This is a genomic window from Paenibacillus sp. FSL H8-0282 (assembly GCF_037963825.1).
GTDB classification, from domain to species: domain Bacteria; phylum Bacillota; class Bacilli; order Paenibacillales; family Paenibacillaceae; genus Paenibacillus_AQ; species Paenibacillus_AQ odorifer.
Window position 1 is genome coordinate 1,347,493 of record NZ_CP150146.1, and the last position, 16,327, is coordinate 1,363,819.

General features: G+C 41.8%; 12 protein-coding genes. 8 read left to right on the top strand and 4 right to left on the bottom strand.

Annotated elements, in window-relative coordinates:
• Positions 1 to 27: 27 nt before the first annotated feature.
• The 3 genes from NST94_RS05870 to NST94_RS05880 are packed head-to-tail and all read left to right on the top strand — an operon-like array spanning position 28 to position 6,751.
• Positions 28 to 672, top strand: a complete 645-nt coding sequence (locus tag NST94_RS05870; protein ID WP_076302215.1) for a hypothetical protein — start codon at positions 28 to 30, stop codon at positions 670 to 672.
• 13 nt (positions 673 to 685) lie between these two features.
• On the top strand, positions 686 to 2,944 hold the full coding sequence (locus NST94_RS05875; protein WP_280752583.1) for a PKD domain-containing protein: 2,259 nt from the start codon (positions 686 to 688) through the stop codon (positions 2,942 to 2,944).
• A 12-nt stretch (positions 2,945 to 2,956) separates the two neighbouring features.
• A complete protein-coding gene (locus tag NST94_RS05880; protein ID WP_339281770.1) occupies positions 2,957 to 6,751 on the top strand; it encodes a hypothetical protein in 3,795 nt (1,264 codons plus the stop codon).
• Between the two features lie 86 nt (positions 6,752 to 6,837).
• Here the strand turns inward: NST94_RS05880 and NST94_RS05885 are convergent, their stop codons facing one another.
• Positions 6,838 to 7,470: a hypothetical protein gene (locus tag NST94_RS05885; protein WP_036681725.1), complete on the bottom strand. Its 633-nt coding sequence runs from the start codon at positions 7,468 to 7,470 to the stop codon at positions 6,838 to 6,840.
• Between the two features lie 303 nt (positions 7,471 to 7,773).
• Between NST94_RS05885 and tkt the strand changes: the two genes are divergently transcribed.
• Both tkt and NST94_RS05895 read left to right on the top strand, forming a co-directional pair.
• On the top strand, positions 7,774 to 9,816 hold the full coding sequence (tkt, locus tag NST94_RS05890; protein WP_076128175.1) for a transketolase: 2,043 nt from the start codon (positions 7,774 to 7,776) through the stop codon (positions 9,814 to 9,816).
• 33 nt (positions 9,817 to 9,849) lie between these two features.
• A complete protein-coding gene (locus NST94_RS05895; RefSeq protein ID WP_036681729.1) occupies positions 9,850 to 10,167 on the top strand; it encodes a pyrimidine/purine nucleoside phosphorylase in 318 nt (105 codons plus the stop codon).
• A 1,195-nt stretch (positions 10,168 to 11,362) separates the two neighbouring features.
• On the opposite strand, the gene NST94_RS05900 is transcribed toward NST94_RS05895, so the two are convergent.
• Both NST94_RS05900 and NST94_RS05905 read right to left on the bottom strand, forming a co-directional pair.
• Complete coding sequence (locus NST94_RS05900) at positions 11,363 to 11,575, bottom strand: hypothetical protein (protein ID WP_076185779.1); 213 nt, start codon at positions 11,573 to 11,575, stop codon at positions 11,363 to 11,365.
• Between the two features lie 169 nt (positions 11,576 to 11,744).
• A complete protein-coding gene (locus NST94_RS05905; protein WP_076218826.1) occupies positions 11,745 to 12,647 on the bottom strand; it encodes an NAD(P)-dependent oxidoreductase in 903 nt (300 codons plus the stop codon).
• 235 nt (positions 12,648 to 12,882) lie between these two features.
• On the opposite strand from NST94_RS05905, the gene NST94_RS05910 reads away from it, so the two are divergent.
• The 3 genes from NST94_RS05910 to NST94_RS05920 all read left to right on the top strand — a co-directional run bounded on the left by NST94_RS05910 (position 12,883) and on the right by NST94_RS05920 (position 15,602).
• Positions 12,883 to 14,238 (top strand): glucose-6-phosphate isomerase, encoded by a 1,356-nt coding sequence (locus tag NST94_RS05910; protein ID WP_280752585.1) that lies wholly within the window; start codon positions 12,883 to 12,885, stop codon positions 14,236 to 14,238.
• 146 nt (positions 14,239 to 14,384) lie between these two features.
• A complete protein-coding gene (locus tag NST94_RS05915) occupies positions 14,385 to 15,017 on the top strand; it encodes a YigZ family protein (RefSeq protein WP_076128170.1) in 633 nt (210 codons plus the stop codon).
• Positions 15,018 to 15,020: 3 nt separating this feature from the next.
• On the top strand, positions 15,021 to 15,602 hold the full coding sequence (locus NST94_RS05920) for a TetR/AcrR family transcriptional regulator (RefSeq protein ID WP_036681739.1): 582 nt from the start codon (positions 15,021 to 15,023) through the stop codon (positions 15,600 to 15,602).
• Between the two features lie 146 nt (positions 15,603 to 15,748).
• Here NST94_RS05920 and NST94_RS05925 read toward each other — a convergent pair whose 3' ends face one another.
• Entirely contained in the window at positions 15,749 to 16,150 is a 402-nt protein-coding gene (locus NST94_RS05925; RefSeq protein WP_076128168.1) for a secondary thiamine-phosphate synthase enzyme YjbQ, read from the bottom strand.
• Positions 16,151 to 16,327: the final 177 nt, after the last annotated feature.

Here is a 16,327-nt window from a genome sequence, read left to right on the forward strand (position 1 = left end):
AATTAAAGAAAAGGGAGAGATTCAGTGATGAAGAAGAACATTTTAAGAGCAGCTTTGACTACAACAATGTTACTTAGCATGGTATCGGGGCAAAACGTGATTACTAACGCAGCAGCGGTTACACCAGTAACCGCATCTACACCATCAGCTACAGCAAAACCTGCTGCTACACCAGCACCCATTATGAGGGATAACTTAAGTAAATATGGTTTGAAAAAGGATTTAGAGTTGCCGGTTACGGTTACGGCGGGTGGGCTTAGTTATACGCTGGAGAAGTTTATGATTTATGATTTCAAGTCAAAAGATGCACAAAATTTAGTGAAACAATTTAAATATGACTCATTTGGAGTAATGGTTAGCAATCCTAAATACTTGGTTTGGACTAAGATAATAATTAAAAACAACAGCAAAAGTATTGTGAAAAGAGCATTGTATGATCAAAAAGATAAATGGGTTTTATCACTAAAAGATGGGGGGGAATTAGACCCGATTTGGCCGAAGGTAAATGAAGAGAAAATCAACAATAAAAGTGCATTCTATTACTACACGCTCAAGCCAGGGGAACAACTATCCACTTATCAAGCATTTTTATATGAAAAAGATTTTGACTATTTTGCAATTCGTATGTATCATGCTGGTGGATTTGATGAAAAATTAATAGTCAACTATTAAAAGGACAATCAATATGAAAAAAGATATTTTAATATGTATGTGCTTTTTGTTACTTGTTCCTTTTGCATTCTCCACATCTGTGCAAGCTGCTGAAACAAAATTAACTTCAATTTCTGTTCCTATTACGACTGGTTTGCTTGGATCTAACAATTCAGCTAAAGATTTTTATTTGGAGCTACCTAATGGTATAACTGGCTCTTCTATCAAAACAGGCACTTTAAAATATACTGGATCTAATGGAAAAATAAGCATCTCGTTGGAAAATGGGAAAATCAAAGTTGCACTTAAAGGAGTGCCTAATCAAAAATATATTAGTAATGTAGTAGGATATAAAGCTTCTTGGAAAGCAATGTATAGAACAGACATATACAACTCGATTTGGTTGTATTCAGACGGAAGAAGATGGCAAATAAATCAATACGATGAAAGAAATGATCGGATGGTGACAGATGATAAAATTGCCACTGATGGGTATCCCTCAAAAAATCCACCTAGAACAAAGGTAACGGCAGGACCTTATCAAGATAAAGAATATCTAAAATGGTATAACGGATCGGTAAATGATGTTATTAATGATCAAGATATCATTCAATCTACTATAAAAGTTATTCCTTTTAAAAAATCATCATATGCAGACGATCCTAAATTTAAAAATGGGAGAATTATATTGAATTATATGATCCCTGACGGTGTTCCTTGGGATAAAGAAAGTAATGACGGATTATCTGGTAAAGCGGAAGGACGAAAGTATAAAGCATTCGCATCCTATTATTACACTGCAGACGCTAAAGTCACCACCTACAGCTACGGGGGAACAGTCAGCTTTGAATATGGTCTCCCAGATGAAGCTACACTCACAGGTTCTGCAATTCTAGAACAACCTAATCCAAACCCAATTAAGTTTGATAATAAGAATGTTTCGGTTAAGATCGCATTGAAGGGTGAGCTGCTATCCTATAAAGATACATCAAACATTTCAGAATGGATTTTTTATGCCAAAGAGAAAGGTAATGAAGGCTCACTCCAGACAAAAAAGATGTATATCAAAACTCTAACGGCAAACGAAACTTTCAAGTTTGAAATTCCGAAGGAGAAAGTGGCAGGTAAAAGTAACTACAGTCAAGAGTACGAACTAAGTATAGTAGTGAGATTTAAGAATGAAGTCGTGACCAAAAGAAGTAAGTTCGACTCGTTAAAAGAATCTTTTACAGTCAAAGCAGGAGTGTATACAACCTCAGGTCCTCCGGGAGGAGGGTTTCCAGGTCCTACATCACCGCCAGAACTACCGAGAGAGTTAAAACCCCCAGTAGCTCTTATAAATGCACCGAAAACTGTAAAAGCAGGACAAGAGTTTGTAGCCAGTGCAGCAGGGTCGTATGACCCCGATGGTTATATTACGGATTACTTTTGGGATACGCCTAATGCTAAGGGAGAATTGAGCACTTTGCCAAGGGGAACGCTTTGGTATGATAAAGACCATTTGGGGGAACAAACACTTGCTTTGACTGTAATGGACGACGACAAAATGACTGGAAGTACTAGTACTGAGGTTAATGTCATTGAGCCAAAACCAGATGCATCTATCAGGGTAGATGGTACATTAAAGCAAAATCGAAAGGTTATCATACAAAGTTACGTTAGTAGCCCGACCCACTACCCATTAGTAGATGCTAAGACTAAATTCACGATCACAGCCGTATCAGGTGGAACGAATTCTGATATTAAATATAGCGGATCGCTGAACGGAGTATATAGCAAAGATGTGCTATTCAAGAAGCCAGGGAAATATAAAGCAACCATTTATGTGGAGAATACATTAGGGCTAACTGCCAGAAACGAAACAACTTTTGATATAGCACCAGACCAGAAGCCTTTTGCATACTTTACGATGGCTGGAACAGCGTATCGCAATCCTTCAGATGGTAATCAAGCGACCCTATCAATAGATGATATGTCGTACTCACCAGACCAAGATATGGTGGCTCGAAGGCTTTGGGAATACCGCTACGATTCTGATAACAACGGAAATTTTTCGGGTGAACCATGGGTTATTTTTAATAATCAGAATTTAGATCGTTTGAATCTCAAGGTAAAGGAAGTCGGAAAATACGAAGTAAGACTAACTGTATTTGAAGAGTTTGGCCAGCCGACCATCGAGGAGTTTGTGACGCAGACTGATCGGCAATCCATAGATTCAGAAGCTACACAAAATGTGATCGAACGGATCTTCACGGTTAAAAATCAGGCACCTGATGTCGATTGGTCATGGTAGAGAGGATTAGAGATGCAGAAATTAAAAAAAACAATTTCAACGTTTATGGCCCTTGTATTACTACTTCTTTCATTCCCTGAATTTTATTCGGGGAGTGCAAAGGTAGAGGCGACAGGTGACCCAAATATCATCAATTTTATGGATATCCGTCTTGAAGGATTTAATAAAACAACTCCTTGGGAGCCAGCTATGGGGAATATAGGATCTTTAAGTTTGAATATGCCTGCTATGACCCTAACCAATATTACTTTTGATCTAACAACAAGAATACTGCGCTACGATTATGTACCTGATGCGCCTGTAGTTTTAACATCAGGGGATATTAATTGGTACTATGATACGCAGCGTACTAGATTTCTTAATATTTACAGTTATATGTACAGGACAGATGGAAGTGGTAATACTGATTATGCTACTGATGCCTCATGGAGAATTGAAGAAATGCCACCTGTGAAAAGTTCGGATAGTCTTCAGTTTAACCTTGACAGAAATACAACCGCTTTTTATGAAAGTTATGCTTATCCAGCGAAGTATGGCATTCCAAAAGCCCTTAAAGTCGCACTAAGAGCAAGTGATGCGCAACACCAACCTAACGAATGGATGAATGGTTGGCATAACAACGTATATTATGATTGGGATAACATACCTCTAGTAATAAATTCAGCACCTACGCTCACAGTGACTACACCAAGCGAGCAGCAGCTACTGAATGAGCCAGGATTCAGTGGTATGAATATCGAAGGATATGTTCGAGATGTGGACAATAATGATCTAGTCGTTAGTGCTGAAATTCCTAATGTGTTCTATAAACAAGTCAATGTCCAACAGGCACTAAATAATAAATGGTTTTCCATCCCAATAGATGTTTTGGCAGACGGAATTCCTCCCGGACGACACAATATCATTATCAAGGTTGTGGATCCCTATAATTATAAGGATGAGAAATCGTTGGTCGTTAATGTATCCTATAGGCTTAGGAATAAATCCTTTATATTGATTAACACTCCTATAGACTTATCAACCACATACAAGGACTATGAAGGAGATTCTAAATATCAAGAACGCTATAGATACGACCATAACCCGTATTTCTTCGATAATTCGATGGGTATCATTTCGGATAGTGGGTTATGGCGTTCAGAAAGGTATACCTCCTTTCCATATAGCGGACTCTATAACGCAACCTTTCAAGCACGAGATAATCCTAAAAACGATGACAGATTCGATGTCTATCGTTTATGGAGCCGAGATAATTTATCTTCAATGACCTATCATGTTCATCGAAAGCCAATTGCATTGTTTGCTGCCAAACTGGCGTGGGGATCTCTTCTGCTAACAGATAGTTCCTACGATTTGGACCACATCACGGCTGTTAATAAGGGACTTATAGCTTGGCAATGGCAGTATAAAAAAACTGATTCTGAAATATGGACAGATGGTCAACCGCCAGCTCAATTACCGAGTTCTGTACAATATGACATACGCCTTAGAGTACGTGATGTCGATGGCGAAAATGGGTTGGGGGTCTGGAGCGACTGGTGTGTAAGGACGGTGGGGGCTGCAGGTAATCTACCTCCCGTAGCGTTATTTAGTGTTGATCCTAATATTGTTTCCTATCGTAAAGCTACTACCATAACAGACAAATCGTTTGATCCGGATAATGATCCATTAGATGTGTATTACTGGACGGTTATCAAAGACGGTTGGAACAAAGTTTGGGAGCATTGGGGTGGAGCTACAACGCCACCTAATATCGCAGCTTTTGGGATCGGTAATTATCAAATTAGTTTACAAGTGCATGACAACCGAGGTTTATGGTCAGATTGGTATCGCCAAAATGTCCAAGTGATTAATCACCCACCCGCAGCAGCATTTAACATGCCAGCTGAAGTATATCGAGACACTGTAATTACAATGGATAATCTAACACCAGAGCCTGATGAAGATGGAGATTCGCTTGCTTATTTATGGTACGCCAAACTCAGCAATAGTCCTTATTATTATGCTGGCAGTAACCGCAACCAATCTTTGACGATACGAGATCTTATTGCTGGAAACGGAATTTCACCGCAGCAGGCTATATCAGAAGGATGGGAAATGCGCCTTAAGGCAACAGACGTACCTAATCCCTCAAGTATTGGAGCTTTAAGTTCCAATGCAACACGCGTATTTACTGTTAAAAATCATGTTCCAACAGCTGCTATTAATGGTCCATCGGCAGTATTCCAATATGATACCCGACAATATACATCTTTTGATGAGGATGGAGATCCCTCCGACGTCGCTAGTCTGCAATACTTCTGGAAAGTAACAGATAGTGATGGCCTTACGCAATGGTTTCGAACTCCTAGTATTGATGTTAATTTTCCTGAGTCCGGTATCTATACATTGGAACACTGGGTTATCGATCAGATCGGTGATAAGTCTAATATAGCTACGTTGAAGGTGAGTGTTACTAAAAATCTAGCGCCCTCAATGACGTTGATAACCCCGGCGGGAACCGTAACCAATCCATCCGTTATAGATGCCGAAATACAAGGAGATCCATTAATTAAATGGAATTATACAGACCCAGAGAGTGATCCGCAGGAGAAGTACCGTTTAGAATTTTTTTCAAAAGACGGACTCTTAGTTAAGACAGTTGAAAACCTTGACACCACAGGTCAGCTGCGGCAGTATCAACTCCCTAACCATACATTCAATCGATTTGAATACTTCACCGTATATGGTCGGGCTTATTCCAAATTAAGCTGGTCAGAAATATCTAACGAAAAAACGTTTATCATCGACAATCCGCCGCAGCCCGGATTCACACTTATCACGGATACAGGCAGAGATGCTGCCAAAGAGCCGATTTATCGCACGGATCTTCTAAATATCAAGAGCAAAGCGACGGATCCAGACCTTCCAAAAGGAGATACGATCAGCCATAAGTATGATTTGAAATCATCTAACGGGACGGAAGGATTGGCTAGTACTCAAGATGAATTTACGAAGAAATTCACCTCAAATGGCGTCTTTACCTTGAAACAAACCGTTACGGATTCTCTAGGACTGTATCGAGAGCTATCTCTGAGTATCACCGTAGCCAACCGTAAACCGACCGTAACGATAACGTACCCAACAAGTACTGACTCAAGTAAGCCTATGATCGCAAGTACGCTTACACCAATCATCAAGTGGGATTATCAAGATGAGGATGGAGATGAACAACAGCGGTATAAGGTACAAATTATCAACTTGGCGACAGGGATGGTTAAGGTTCAATCTGGCGAACAAAATTCAAGTGCCGAACAGTGGCAAGTGCCAACTGGAATATTGGTTGAGAACGAAAAATATGCCGTGGAAGTGGAAGCTTTTGATGGTTATAACTGGAGTAATATCTCAGCGCGTAAATATTTCATGGTTAATCTACTGAGTATTAAAGGTGGGGTCCAGCACACAGAGGAATGGAATAACAACCGTAAAGGCTACAATTTGAACAAGAGCGGTAATGAGGAGAGTCCAAGAGGCTACAATGTGTTTTGGGCAGGTGAGCGATTTATATTGCAAGGGATAGCAACCGGTCTACCTGATACTGTTGAGGTAACGATGACGGGAGGTTATTCTACGCAACTAAATCCAACGAACAGTGACAAAACCTTGTGGACAGGCGAATTATATGATCCAGCATTTGTGAAACTTCCCGATGGTCCAGTGAAATTTACCTTCACAGCTAAGAATGAGTACAATACCAAAATTGATACAGTTACTGTTGTGATCGCTGGCGATTGGTCCGAATATTTTCGGAACCATCGTGTGAAGTAATGATACATCTACGACTTTATCCTTTTTCCATCTAAAAAGGCTACGCGGAAATACGATCCGCATAGCCCTTTTTTACGAGCAATAACTTATATAACTCCTTCAGTCCGTTCTTCATTCATTCTCATCATTCTTGTCGCAACGGAAGGTGTATGTAAAGGTATATTCGTCGAACGTGCAGAGGCTCTTTGAGCTCTACGCACATAATAGGATAACTTGCCGCTGAATATTTTATGGGAACAGAGTGAAAGAGCGAAATCCTCCGGGGTAACAAAGCAGGAAGGCTTATTCACAGGCTGAACTGCGGTATTTTCAAATAAGGAAGCAACAAAATGAGAGCAGAAATAAGCGTTCTCTCGATCTATTTTAACATTTAGAAGTACGCCGATCAGGCCTAAAAGATGGTATTTATAACGTTCCTGATTTTTCATCATCCCTTGGACATGATTGTACATGGCATCGTATTCTGTTGCACTGACACGTAACTGATAAATAGAGCAATTTGCGCTGCTATAGAAAGGGTGAATGAAATTTTCTTGAATCAGACCCGCGACGAATGGATTGTGCATTTTTTTTCTTCCGAAGCTGTACACCTCACGTAGTTCACTATCAAAGGCGATCGAAGCATGGTTCAGATCAGCTTTTGTAAACCACTTAATGAAACCACTGAAGGCTGTACCTGTACCGGTAAGCACAATATAAACATCCTTTTTCGAAGTCATGTTCAGAATTCCTTTCCACTTGGAGATATTGGATAATGAATGAAAATTTTACTTGAGTAACTCCATCTTACTTTATATTCGAGCATTGTAAAACAAACTTTAGTCGCAATAGAAAACTAGACCATAGGCTAAGTAAAAACCCGTCTCATGACATAGTTACTTTTGCGTATATAAATGCGTAGATATTGCAAAACATAAGCTGTCAAACAAAGAGTTTTTAAAAACAATTGGAATTGCTTCCACACTAGTGATACAATAAGAGTCAAAATGACATTCTTGAGATTTCAGAGGAGGAACTATTAAATGAGTGAACAAGAACAAGCGATCCAGAAGGAAGAAAACTCAACAGTAGATAACCTGTCTATCACAACAATTCGTACTTTGGCTATTGATGCTATCGAAAAAGCGAATTCCGGCCATCCAGGTATGCCAATGGGTTCTGCACCAATGGGCTACCAACTGTTTGCAAAAACAATGAATCATAACCCTGATCATCCAACATGGGTAAACCGCGATCGTTTTGTATTGTCCGCTGGACATGGTTCCATGCTTCTGTACAGCTTGCTGCACCTTAGCGGCTATGATCTTCCTATGGAAGAATTGAAACAATTCCGTCAATGGGGTAGCTTGACTCCTGGTCACCCGGAAGTTGGTCACACAGCTGGTGTTGATGCAACTACAGGTCCGCTTGGACAAGGTATTGGTATGGCCGTTGGTATGGCTATGGCCGAAGCTCAATTGGGCGCAACCTACAACAAAGAAGGACATAACATAGTTGACCACTATACTTATGCTATTTGTGGTGATGGTGACCTTATGGAAGGGATCTCTTCTGAGTCCGCTTCTCTTGCTGGTCATTTGAAACTCGGAAAATTGGTTGTATTGTATGATTCAAATGATATTTCCCTTGATGGTAAATTGAATCTTTCTTTCTCCGAAAATGTAGCTCAACGTTTTGATGCTTATGGTTGGCAAGTTCTGCGCGTAGAAGACGGAAATGACCTTCCGGCTATTGAAAAAGCTATTGCTGAGGCGCAAGCTGAGACTAGCAAACCGACTTTGATCGAAGTGAAGACAGTTATTGGTTATGGTAGCCCTAACAAACAAGGTAAAGGCGGCCATGGCGGTACTCACGGTTCCCCACTTGGAGCAGAAGAAGCTAAGCTGACCAAAGATTTCTACAAATGGGTATACGAAGAAGATTTCTATGTGCCTGATGAAGTTCGTGCACATTTTGCAGAAGTGAAGAAAAACGGAATCGCAGCTAACAAAGCTTGGGACGACAAATTTGCGGCTTACAAAAAAGCATATCCAGAGCTAGCTGCACAATTCGAAACAGTAATCAATGGCGATCTTCCAGAAGGCTGGGATGCTAACCTTCCAACTTACACTACTGAAGATAAAGCAGTATCGACTCGTGTCGCTTCCGGTAGTGCGCTTAACGGTCTGACTGCTGGCGTTCCTCAGCTAGTGGGTGGTTCCGCTGACTTGGAAAGCTCCACTATGACGCATTTGAATGGTTTGACATCTTTCACACCAGAATCTTATGATGGCCGCAACATTTATTTCGGCGTACGTGAGTTTGGTATGGCTGCTGCAATGAACGGTATTGCTCTGCACACTGGTCTTAAAGTATTCGGAGGAACATTCTTCGTATTTACAGACTACCTGCGTCCAGCAATTCGTTTGGCTTCGATCATGAAATTGCCAGTAACCTATGTACTGACACATGACAGTATTGCAGTTGGTGAAGATGGTCCTACGCATGAACCAATCGAACAATTGGCTTCCTTGCGTATCATCCCAGGTCTGACTGTTATTCGTCCGGCTGATGCTAACGAAACCTCTGCAGCATGGGCTTATGCTATGGAAAACAAAGAGAATCCGGTTGCTTTGGTTCTGACTCGTCAAAACTTGCCAATTCTTGCTGGAACCGTAGATGGCGTTCGTGAAAACATCAAACGTGGTGGTTATGTTGTCTCTGATTCCAAAAATGGCACTCCACAAGCACAACTTATCGCAACTGGTTCTGAAGTACAGTTGGCAGTTAAAGCGCAAGCTGCTTTGGCAGAAGAAGGCATCGATGTTCGTGTAATCAGCTTGCCAAGCTGGGATCTGTTCGAAAAACAAGACAAAGAATATCGCGATTCCGTAATTCTTCCAGGAGTCAAAGCCCGTCTTGCTATCGAAATGGCACAAACCTTCGGCTGGGAACGTTACACTGGTGACCAAGGCGATATCCTAGGCATCACTACTTTCGGAGCTTCCGCCCCTGGCGATAGAGTTATGAAAGAATACGGCTTTACTGTAGAGAACGTAGTTAGCCGTGTGAAAGCACTTCTGTAATTAACTGAATAATCATTAGGGGGAGAACAAGTAATGAGTCAGTTTAACAACGCAACGATCGAAAAAGCAGCCAATGTATATTATGGCGGACAAGTAACCAGCCGTACGGTAATTTTGCAAGATGGATCTAAGGTGACACTGGGCATCATGTTGCCGGGTGTGTATGAATTTGGTACAGATGGTCCTGAAATTATGGAGATTCTGTCCGGCGATCTTAAAGTGCTGCTTCCCGGCACTGAGGTATGGCAGGAGATTAAGGGAGCGTCAACGTTCAATGTTCCTGGCAACTCTAAATTTGCGTTGGAAGTATTTGAAGTAACTGATTATTGCTGTTCTTACCCGGTTCTATAGAAAACAGACTTTTCTAAGGGCTGTCCTATAAGTTGCTTTTTTCTATGAGTGAGACGACCCGGATTCAATTTAAAAATCGTAAAAGTCAGCAAGGCAGCGGTTCTCCTGTTATTGGAGGATCGCTGCTTTTTGTGTTGTTGGTTGGTGATATTGCTTGATGTTCAATTATGTATTCATCATTCTATTTTGAGGCTTAAGGACTCAAATGACGTTAGGGCTGAATCGGATCATCACCAAATTAGCACTGAGTCATAACCATCCCCACCGCGCACAGACCCAGATGACGTTAGCGCTGGAGCAACACCAATTTAGTACCGGGTCAACAACATTCCCCGCGTACGGACCCAGATGACATTACCACTGGATTCAACACCAATTTAGTACCGGATCAACACCAATCCTACCGCTGTAGCACCCGGTCAACACCAATCCTACCGCTTAAGGACCCAGCTGATGCTATTAGCAAATTTATAGCCTTTTGAGCAAGTTTTCGGACTCCAGTGCAGCTATTTCATAGAAATAGGCTCATAATTGGCGCTTTTTATGCCAATAGCGACTATGGAGTCCGATAGCATGCCAAATGTGGGATTATACTGCGAATAAGGTCAGCTGAGTCCGAAGGTGCTGTGTCATCACCAACTTTAGGCACCGGGTCCGCACCAACCCACTGCGTGACTACCCAGATGACGTTAACACTAGATCAACACCAATGTAGCACCCGGTCACCACCAATCCTACCGCTTAAGGACCCAGATGACGCTATTAGCAAATTTATAGCCTTTTGAGCAGGTTTTCGGACTCCAGTGCAGCTATTCCATAGAAACAGGCTCATAATTGGCCTTTTTCATGCCAATAGTGACTATGGAGTCCGATAGCATGCCAAATGTGGGATTATACTGCGAATAAGGTCAGCTGAGTCCAATAGAGATAGCTGTGTACCGCAGAGGTTACTTAGTTAAAGGAGCTTAAGGTTTGGAGCGAGGGAGAGGTTCCAGAAAATACGGGATATACCGTAGTCATCAAGCGATCATCTTGGTAACCAATTTGCAACTAAACAGCAGCTCACCCAGTGACTCCTCCAGTAACTAAGCAGCAACTAAACAGCAGCTCACCCAGTGACTATCCAACAATTTCTCCAGTATCTATCCAACAATTCAGCGCTCCTTCAGTAACTTTTCTGAAATTATCTAACAACTCATCCAGTAACTTCTCCAGCACTTACCCAACATTTCAGCACTCCCTCAGTAACTTTTAAGCGACTATTTAGCAACTCATCAGTAACTCCACCAGCACCAATCCACCGTTTCATCACTAATACAGTAACTTTTGCGACAAACCAGTACTTCACGACCTTCTTAGTAACTATCCCACCAACACCACCACAACGTTCTGAGTAACTCCACAGCAACCAATATTTTCTTGCACTACAATTGTTAATTTGGTATTATAATTATACAAACAAACGTTCGTATAATTGGTTCGACAATGGGATTGTCCATAAAGAAAAGACCGCATCGCAATATCATGTGCGAGGCGGTCGTAAATGTTCTTATGAAGTAGGTTTTGAGCTCTTGGATTTATTTATTGGATACATTTGCACCCATCTTTTGGCCGATCCACTCTTCGTAACATTTCACTACGGCAGAGAGATCTTCTTCACCATAACCTTGGGTGAATCCAGCTTGGAACATGCTTTTAGCCAAGCCCAGCATAGGAGAAGGAACGCCTGTTGCATCGCTGTGGGCAGAGGCAAGCTTCAAATCCTTAAGCATTAGAGCGAGGGAGAATTGATTGCTGAAATCATCTTCTATGATTTTACGGCCTTTAAGCTCAGCTTGTTTGCTGCCCGCAGAACCAAGTTGTACCAGTTCCAGGAACTTGTCTGCTGGTACGCCTGATTTAACAGCAATGGCGAATCCTTCGGCTAGGGCAACATTATGAATACCAACCATAGCATTGTGAGCCAGCTTGGCCACAGCGCCGCTGCCGTTCTCACCCATATGTAGCAGCTTCTTACCCAAAGTATCAAAGATATCACGATGTTGTTCTATGACCTCAGCACTACCGCCGACCATGAACACTAAGGTTCCTTCAATCGCTGCCGGTTTGCTTCCAGTTACTGGCGCGTCTAGGAAATGTCCACCGCGCGCTTCTACAGCAGCGGCAATCTCACGAACTAGTCCGGGTGAAATTGTGCTGGAATCAATAATTAGTCCACCAGGCTTCACAGCATCAAGTATACCATCTTGACCATAAAACACTTCACGAACCGAATCATCATTGCTGATCATGGTAATAATAACATCCTTACCCTCAGCCGCTTCGCGGGGCGTGAGAGCAGTCTGGGCACCTTCTGCTTCAAGAGGTTTACACTTGGCTGCCGTACGGTTGTATACCGTAACCTGAAAGCCGCCACGTAGTAAATTGGAGGCCATAGGCGCACCCATTGTTCCGAGTCCGATAAAACCGATTTGTTTCATTTATATAGCCACCTTCCGTTTTCTTTATTCTATCACGGCACTTTGTCCAGCACCACAGCACACCTATGTCTTTTGATACAGGAAACGCTTCCAAGGAACTTTGGAAAACTTGGTTCTAATGCCCTCTATGTGCCCTAAGACCTTGCCAGTCAAGGCAAATTAAAGTATCCTAATTATAAAGTTGTAACAAGCGGTTTTAAATTTAAAGAGATAAAACAGGAGGTTACCATTACCGATGTCTAAGAAGATTAATTTTGACTACACAAAAGCTCTTTCGTTTTTTAACCAACAAGAAATCGACAACCTTACCGCCCCAGTTAAGCTAGCACACGAACAGTTGCATAACAAAACTGGTGTAGGCTCTGACTACCTTGGATGGATCGATCTGCCGACAGCTTATGATAAGGAAGAATTCGCTCGCATTCAACAAGCTGCTAAGAAGATCCAAAGCGATTCCGAGGTACTGATTGTAATTGGTATCGGAGGTTCTTATCTGGGAGCACGCGCAGCTATTGAGGCGCTATCGCATTCTTTCTACAATAACCTTTCTAAAGATAAACGCAAGACTCCAGAAGTTTATTTCGCTGGTAATAACATTAGCTCTACATACATCACGCATCTGCTTGATCTAGTAGAAGGCAAAGACTTCTCCGTGAACGTAATCTCCAAATCTGGAACTACTACTGAGCCAGCGATTGCTTTCCGCATTTTCCGCGCTGCTCTGGAGAAGAAATACGGCAAGGAAGAAGCTCGTAAACGCATTTACGCTACTACAGACAAGGAAAAAGGTGCCCTTAAGAAATTGGCAACTGAAGAAGGTTATGAATCCTTCATCATTCCAGATGATGTAGGCGGACGTTACTCCGTATTGACACCTGTAGGCTTGCTGCCGATTGCTGTAGCTGGCATTAACATTGAAGAAATGATGCAAGGTGCTGCTGCCGCTGCGGATGAGTTCAACAATCCAGATGTAGCTACTAACCAAGCTTATCAATATGCTGCAGTTCGTAACGCTCTATACCGTAAAGGTAAAACAACTGAAATCCTCGTCAACTATGAGCCTTCCTTACACTTTGTATCTGAGTGGTGGAAACAATTGTTTGGCGAAAGTGAAGGTAAGGACTTCAAAGGAATTTATCCTTCTTCCGTTGATTTCTCCACAGATCTACACTCCATGGGTCAATTTATCCAAGAAGGTAACCGCAACATTTTTGAAACGGTTATCCAAGTAGATCAAGTAGCTCATCATGTTACGATTGAGAATGATCCGGATGATCTGGACGGCTTGAACTTCTTAACAGGAAAGACTATGGATTTCGTGAATAAGAAAGCTTTCCAAGGTACAATGCTTGCACATACAGATGGTCAAGTACCTAACCTTATCGTTACTATTCCTGATCAAACACCATACACCTTTGGATATTTGGTGTACTTCTTTGAAAAAGCCTGCGGTATCAGCGGATACTTGCTCGGTGTTAACCCATTTGACCAACCAGGCGTAGAAGCATACAAGAAAAACATGTTCGCATTGCTTGGCAAACCAGGTTACGAAAAAGAAAAAGCAGAGCTGGAAGCAAGACTTACTGAATAGTATTGTAGTAGGTTTTACAATAGCTATTAATCACAGAACATTCATACTAATGTAAGTCACCAGGAGCAGTCCATAGGTAATCCAATACCGGGACTGCTCCTGACATTATATGAAGACATCATATGTAAATAAGGACTGGAATAATTATGTTAGAACAATATCAAACGGTCCGCTCTTCCGGCTCAAAGGAAGTTGTGATCCGTAAATCTCGCTTCATTGGTCATGTTATGCCAGTGGAGAATGAAGAAGAAGCTTTGTTGTTTATCGAGGACATCAAGAAGAAACATTGGAACGCAACGCATAACTGTTCTGCTTATGTGATTGGGGAGAGAGACGAAATCCAGAGGCAATCGGACGACGGGGAGCCGAGTGGGACAGCCGGCAAACCGATTTTGGAAGTAATCCGCAATCAGGGAGTTAAAAATGTCGCAATCGTAGTTACCCGTTATTTCGGAGGCATTATGCTGGGTGCCGGTGGGCTGATTAGAGCTTATACGGATGGAGCAGTGCTTGCGCTTGAAGCAGGAGAAGTAATCACCCGTGTACTGAGACGAGAGGTATTCGTAGAGATCGAGTACACTTGGCTGGGCAAGGTTGAGAACGAACTTCGAGGAAGAGGGATTCAGACTGGCGAGACTTTGTTCACCGACAAAGTAACGTTGTTATGTTTGCCGCGAAATGATGAGGGTGAGACTTTTATGGCATGGATAACAGATCTAACCCAAGGGCAAGCCCTGATAACAGAAGGGCGGCGGATTTACTACAGCGAAGGGGATTAGTATATGGCAAGGAGAGCAGTGGAGCAGGAGTTGTCGAGGGAAAGGATTCTAGAGGCCGCTAGGCATCTGTTTATAACCAAAGGGTATCGGGCAATTTCAATGCGAAGTATTGGTCAGCATTTGGGATATAGCCACGGCTCTCTCTATTATCATTTCAAGGAAAAGGCGGAGTTGTTCTACGCTATTGTTGTAGAGGATTTTAATCATGTGGCTGCTTTACTCAGTCAAGTGATGAATAAACCGCCTGAAGAAGGAATGACAAGGGTAGAACAGCTGATTATGGAATTTATTAGATTTGGAATAGATCATCCCTATCAATATGAAATTATGTTCATGATTCGCGATGAGGAATTGCTAGCTTATTGTAGAGCAGAACAGGGACGATGTTTTGATTTATTCTCAAGTATTGTGCGCCGTCATATGAAGGAAGAGGGATATGTGTCTGAGGACTGGCAGAATGTGCCGTTGACAATGTTCTTGTCTGCACACGGATTTATTTCTTATTATATCCAGGATAAAGTATCGTTTGACGATGTGAAAGAGGCAGCGTTAGCTCATATAAAGGTTTTATGTCGCAGCCTTTAAAATGCTGTTTTTTTTATAGATCTTCACTTTAAAGCTGTGCATTGGTATAACACTGCTTCTCTGCTTGATGAAAGTATTACTAGACTCTAGTTATAGTCTAAATGGCCGCTCCGCAGCGATAACGGAAGCGGCCATTTGTATGTTTATTATCCCTCTACTATTTTTAAGAAACATTGCCGGCGTCTAGGTCCATCGAACTCACAGAAATAAATACCTTGCCAACGACCGAGAATTAATTCACCTTCGTGGATGATCAGGGTCTGGGAAGGCCCGGTAGTAATAGATTTAAGATGAGAGGCAGTATTGCCTTCCTCATGCCGATACTTCGGATGCTCCCAAGGGTAGACCTCATCCAAACGCATCAGAACATCATGCTTCACATCAGGATCCGCATTTTCATTAATAGCAATACCAGCAGTGGTATGAGGACAATAAACTACAATCAATCCGTCTTGAACTCCACTTTTTTTCACATAAGAAATGACTTCCCGAGTAATATCACGTAATTCATCCCGCTTTGTAGTAGTGATCTCCAGAGTATGCAACATAATCAATCCCCTTCCTGTGAGGTGCCATTTTTTAGTGTACCTTTGATACATATATTTTAACCCAAATTCACTTGAAAGTAATTGACGGCGGTGAGAAGGATTTGGTAAAGTAGTAATAATATAAAACCAAGTATATAAATAGGAATAATTAATGAGGATTTTGGTTAGTATACCGAC

Excerpts from the sequence above, each read along its gene's own strand:
- NST94_RS05870 (WP_076302215.1), top strand. The coding sequence starts at position 28 with ATGAAGAAGAACATTTTAAGAGCAGCTTTGACTACAACAATGTTACTT.
- NST94_RS05875 (WP_280752583.1), top strand. The coding sequence starts at position 686 with ATGAAAAAAGATATTTTAATATGTATGTGCTTTTTGTTACTTGTTCCT.
- NST94_RS05880 (WP_339281770.1), top strand. The coding sequence starts at position 2,957 with ATGCAGAAATTAAAAAAAACAATTTCAACGTTTATGGCCCTTGTATTA.
- NST94_RS05885 (WP_036681725.1), bottom strand. The coding sequence starts at position 7,470 with ATGACTTCGAAAAAGGATGTTTATATTGTGCTTACCGGTACAGGTACA.
- tkt (WP_076128175.1), top strand. The coding sequence starts at position 7,774 with ATGAGTGAACAAGAACAAGCGATCCAGAAGGAAGAAAACTCAACAGTA.
- NST94_RS05895 (WP_036681729.1), top strand. The coding sequence starts at position 9,850 with ATGAGTCAGTTTAACAACGCAACGATCGAAAAAGCAGCCAATGTATAT.
- NST94_RS05905 (WP_076218826.1), bottom strand. The coding sequence starts at position 12,647 with ATGAAACAAATCGGTTTTATCGGACTCGGAACAATGGGTGCGCCTATG.
- NST94_RS05910 (WP_280752585.1), top strand. The coding sequence starts at position 12,883 with ATGTCTAAGAAGATTAATTTTGACTACACAAAAGCTCTTTCGTTTTTT.
- NST94_RS05915 (WP_076128170.1), top strand. The coding sequence starts at position 14,385 with ATGTTAGAACAATATCAAACGGTCCGCTCTTCCGGCTCAAAGGAAGTT.
- NST94_RS05920 (WP_036681739.1), top strand. The coding sequence starts at position 15,021 with ATGGCAAGGAGAGCAGTGGAGCAGGAGTTGTCGAGGGAAAGGATTCTA.
- NST94_RS05925 (WP_076128168.1), bottom strand. The coding sequence starts at position 16,150 with ATGTTGCATACTCTGGAGATCACTACTACAAAGCGGGATGAATTACGT.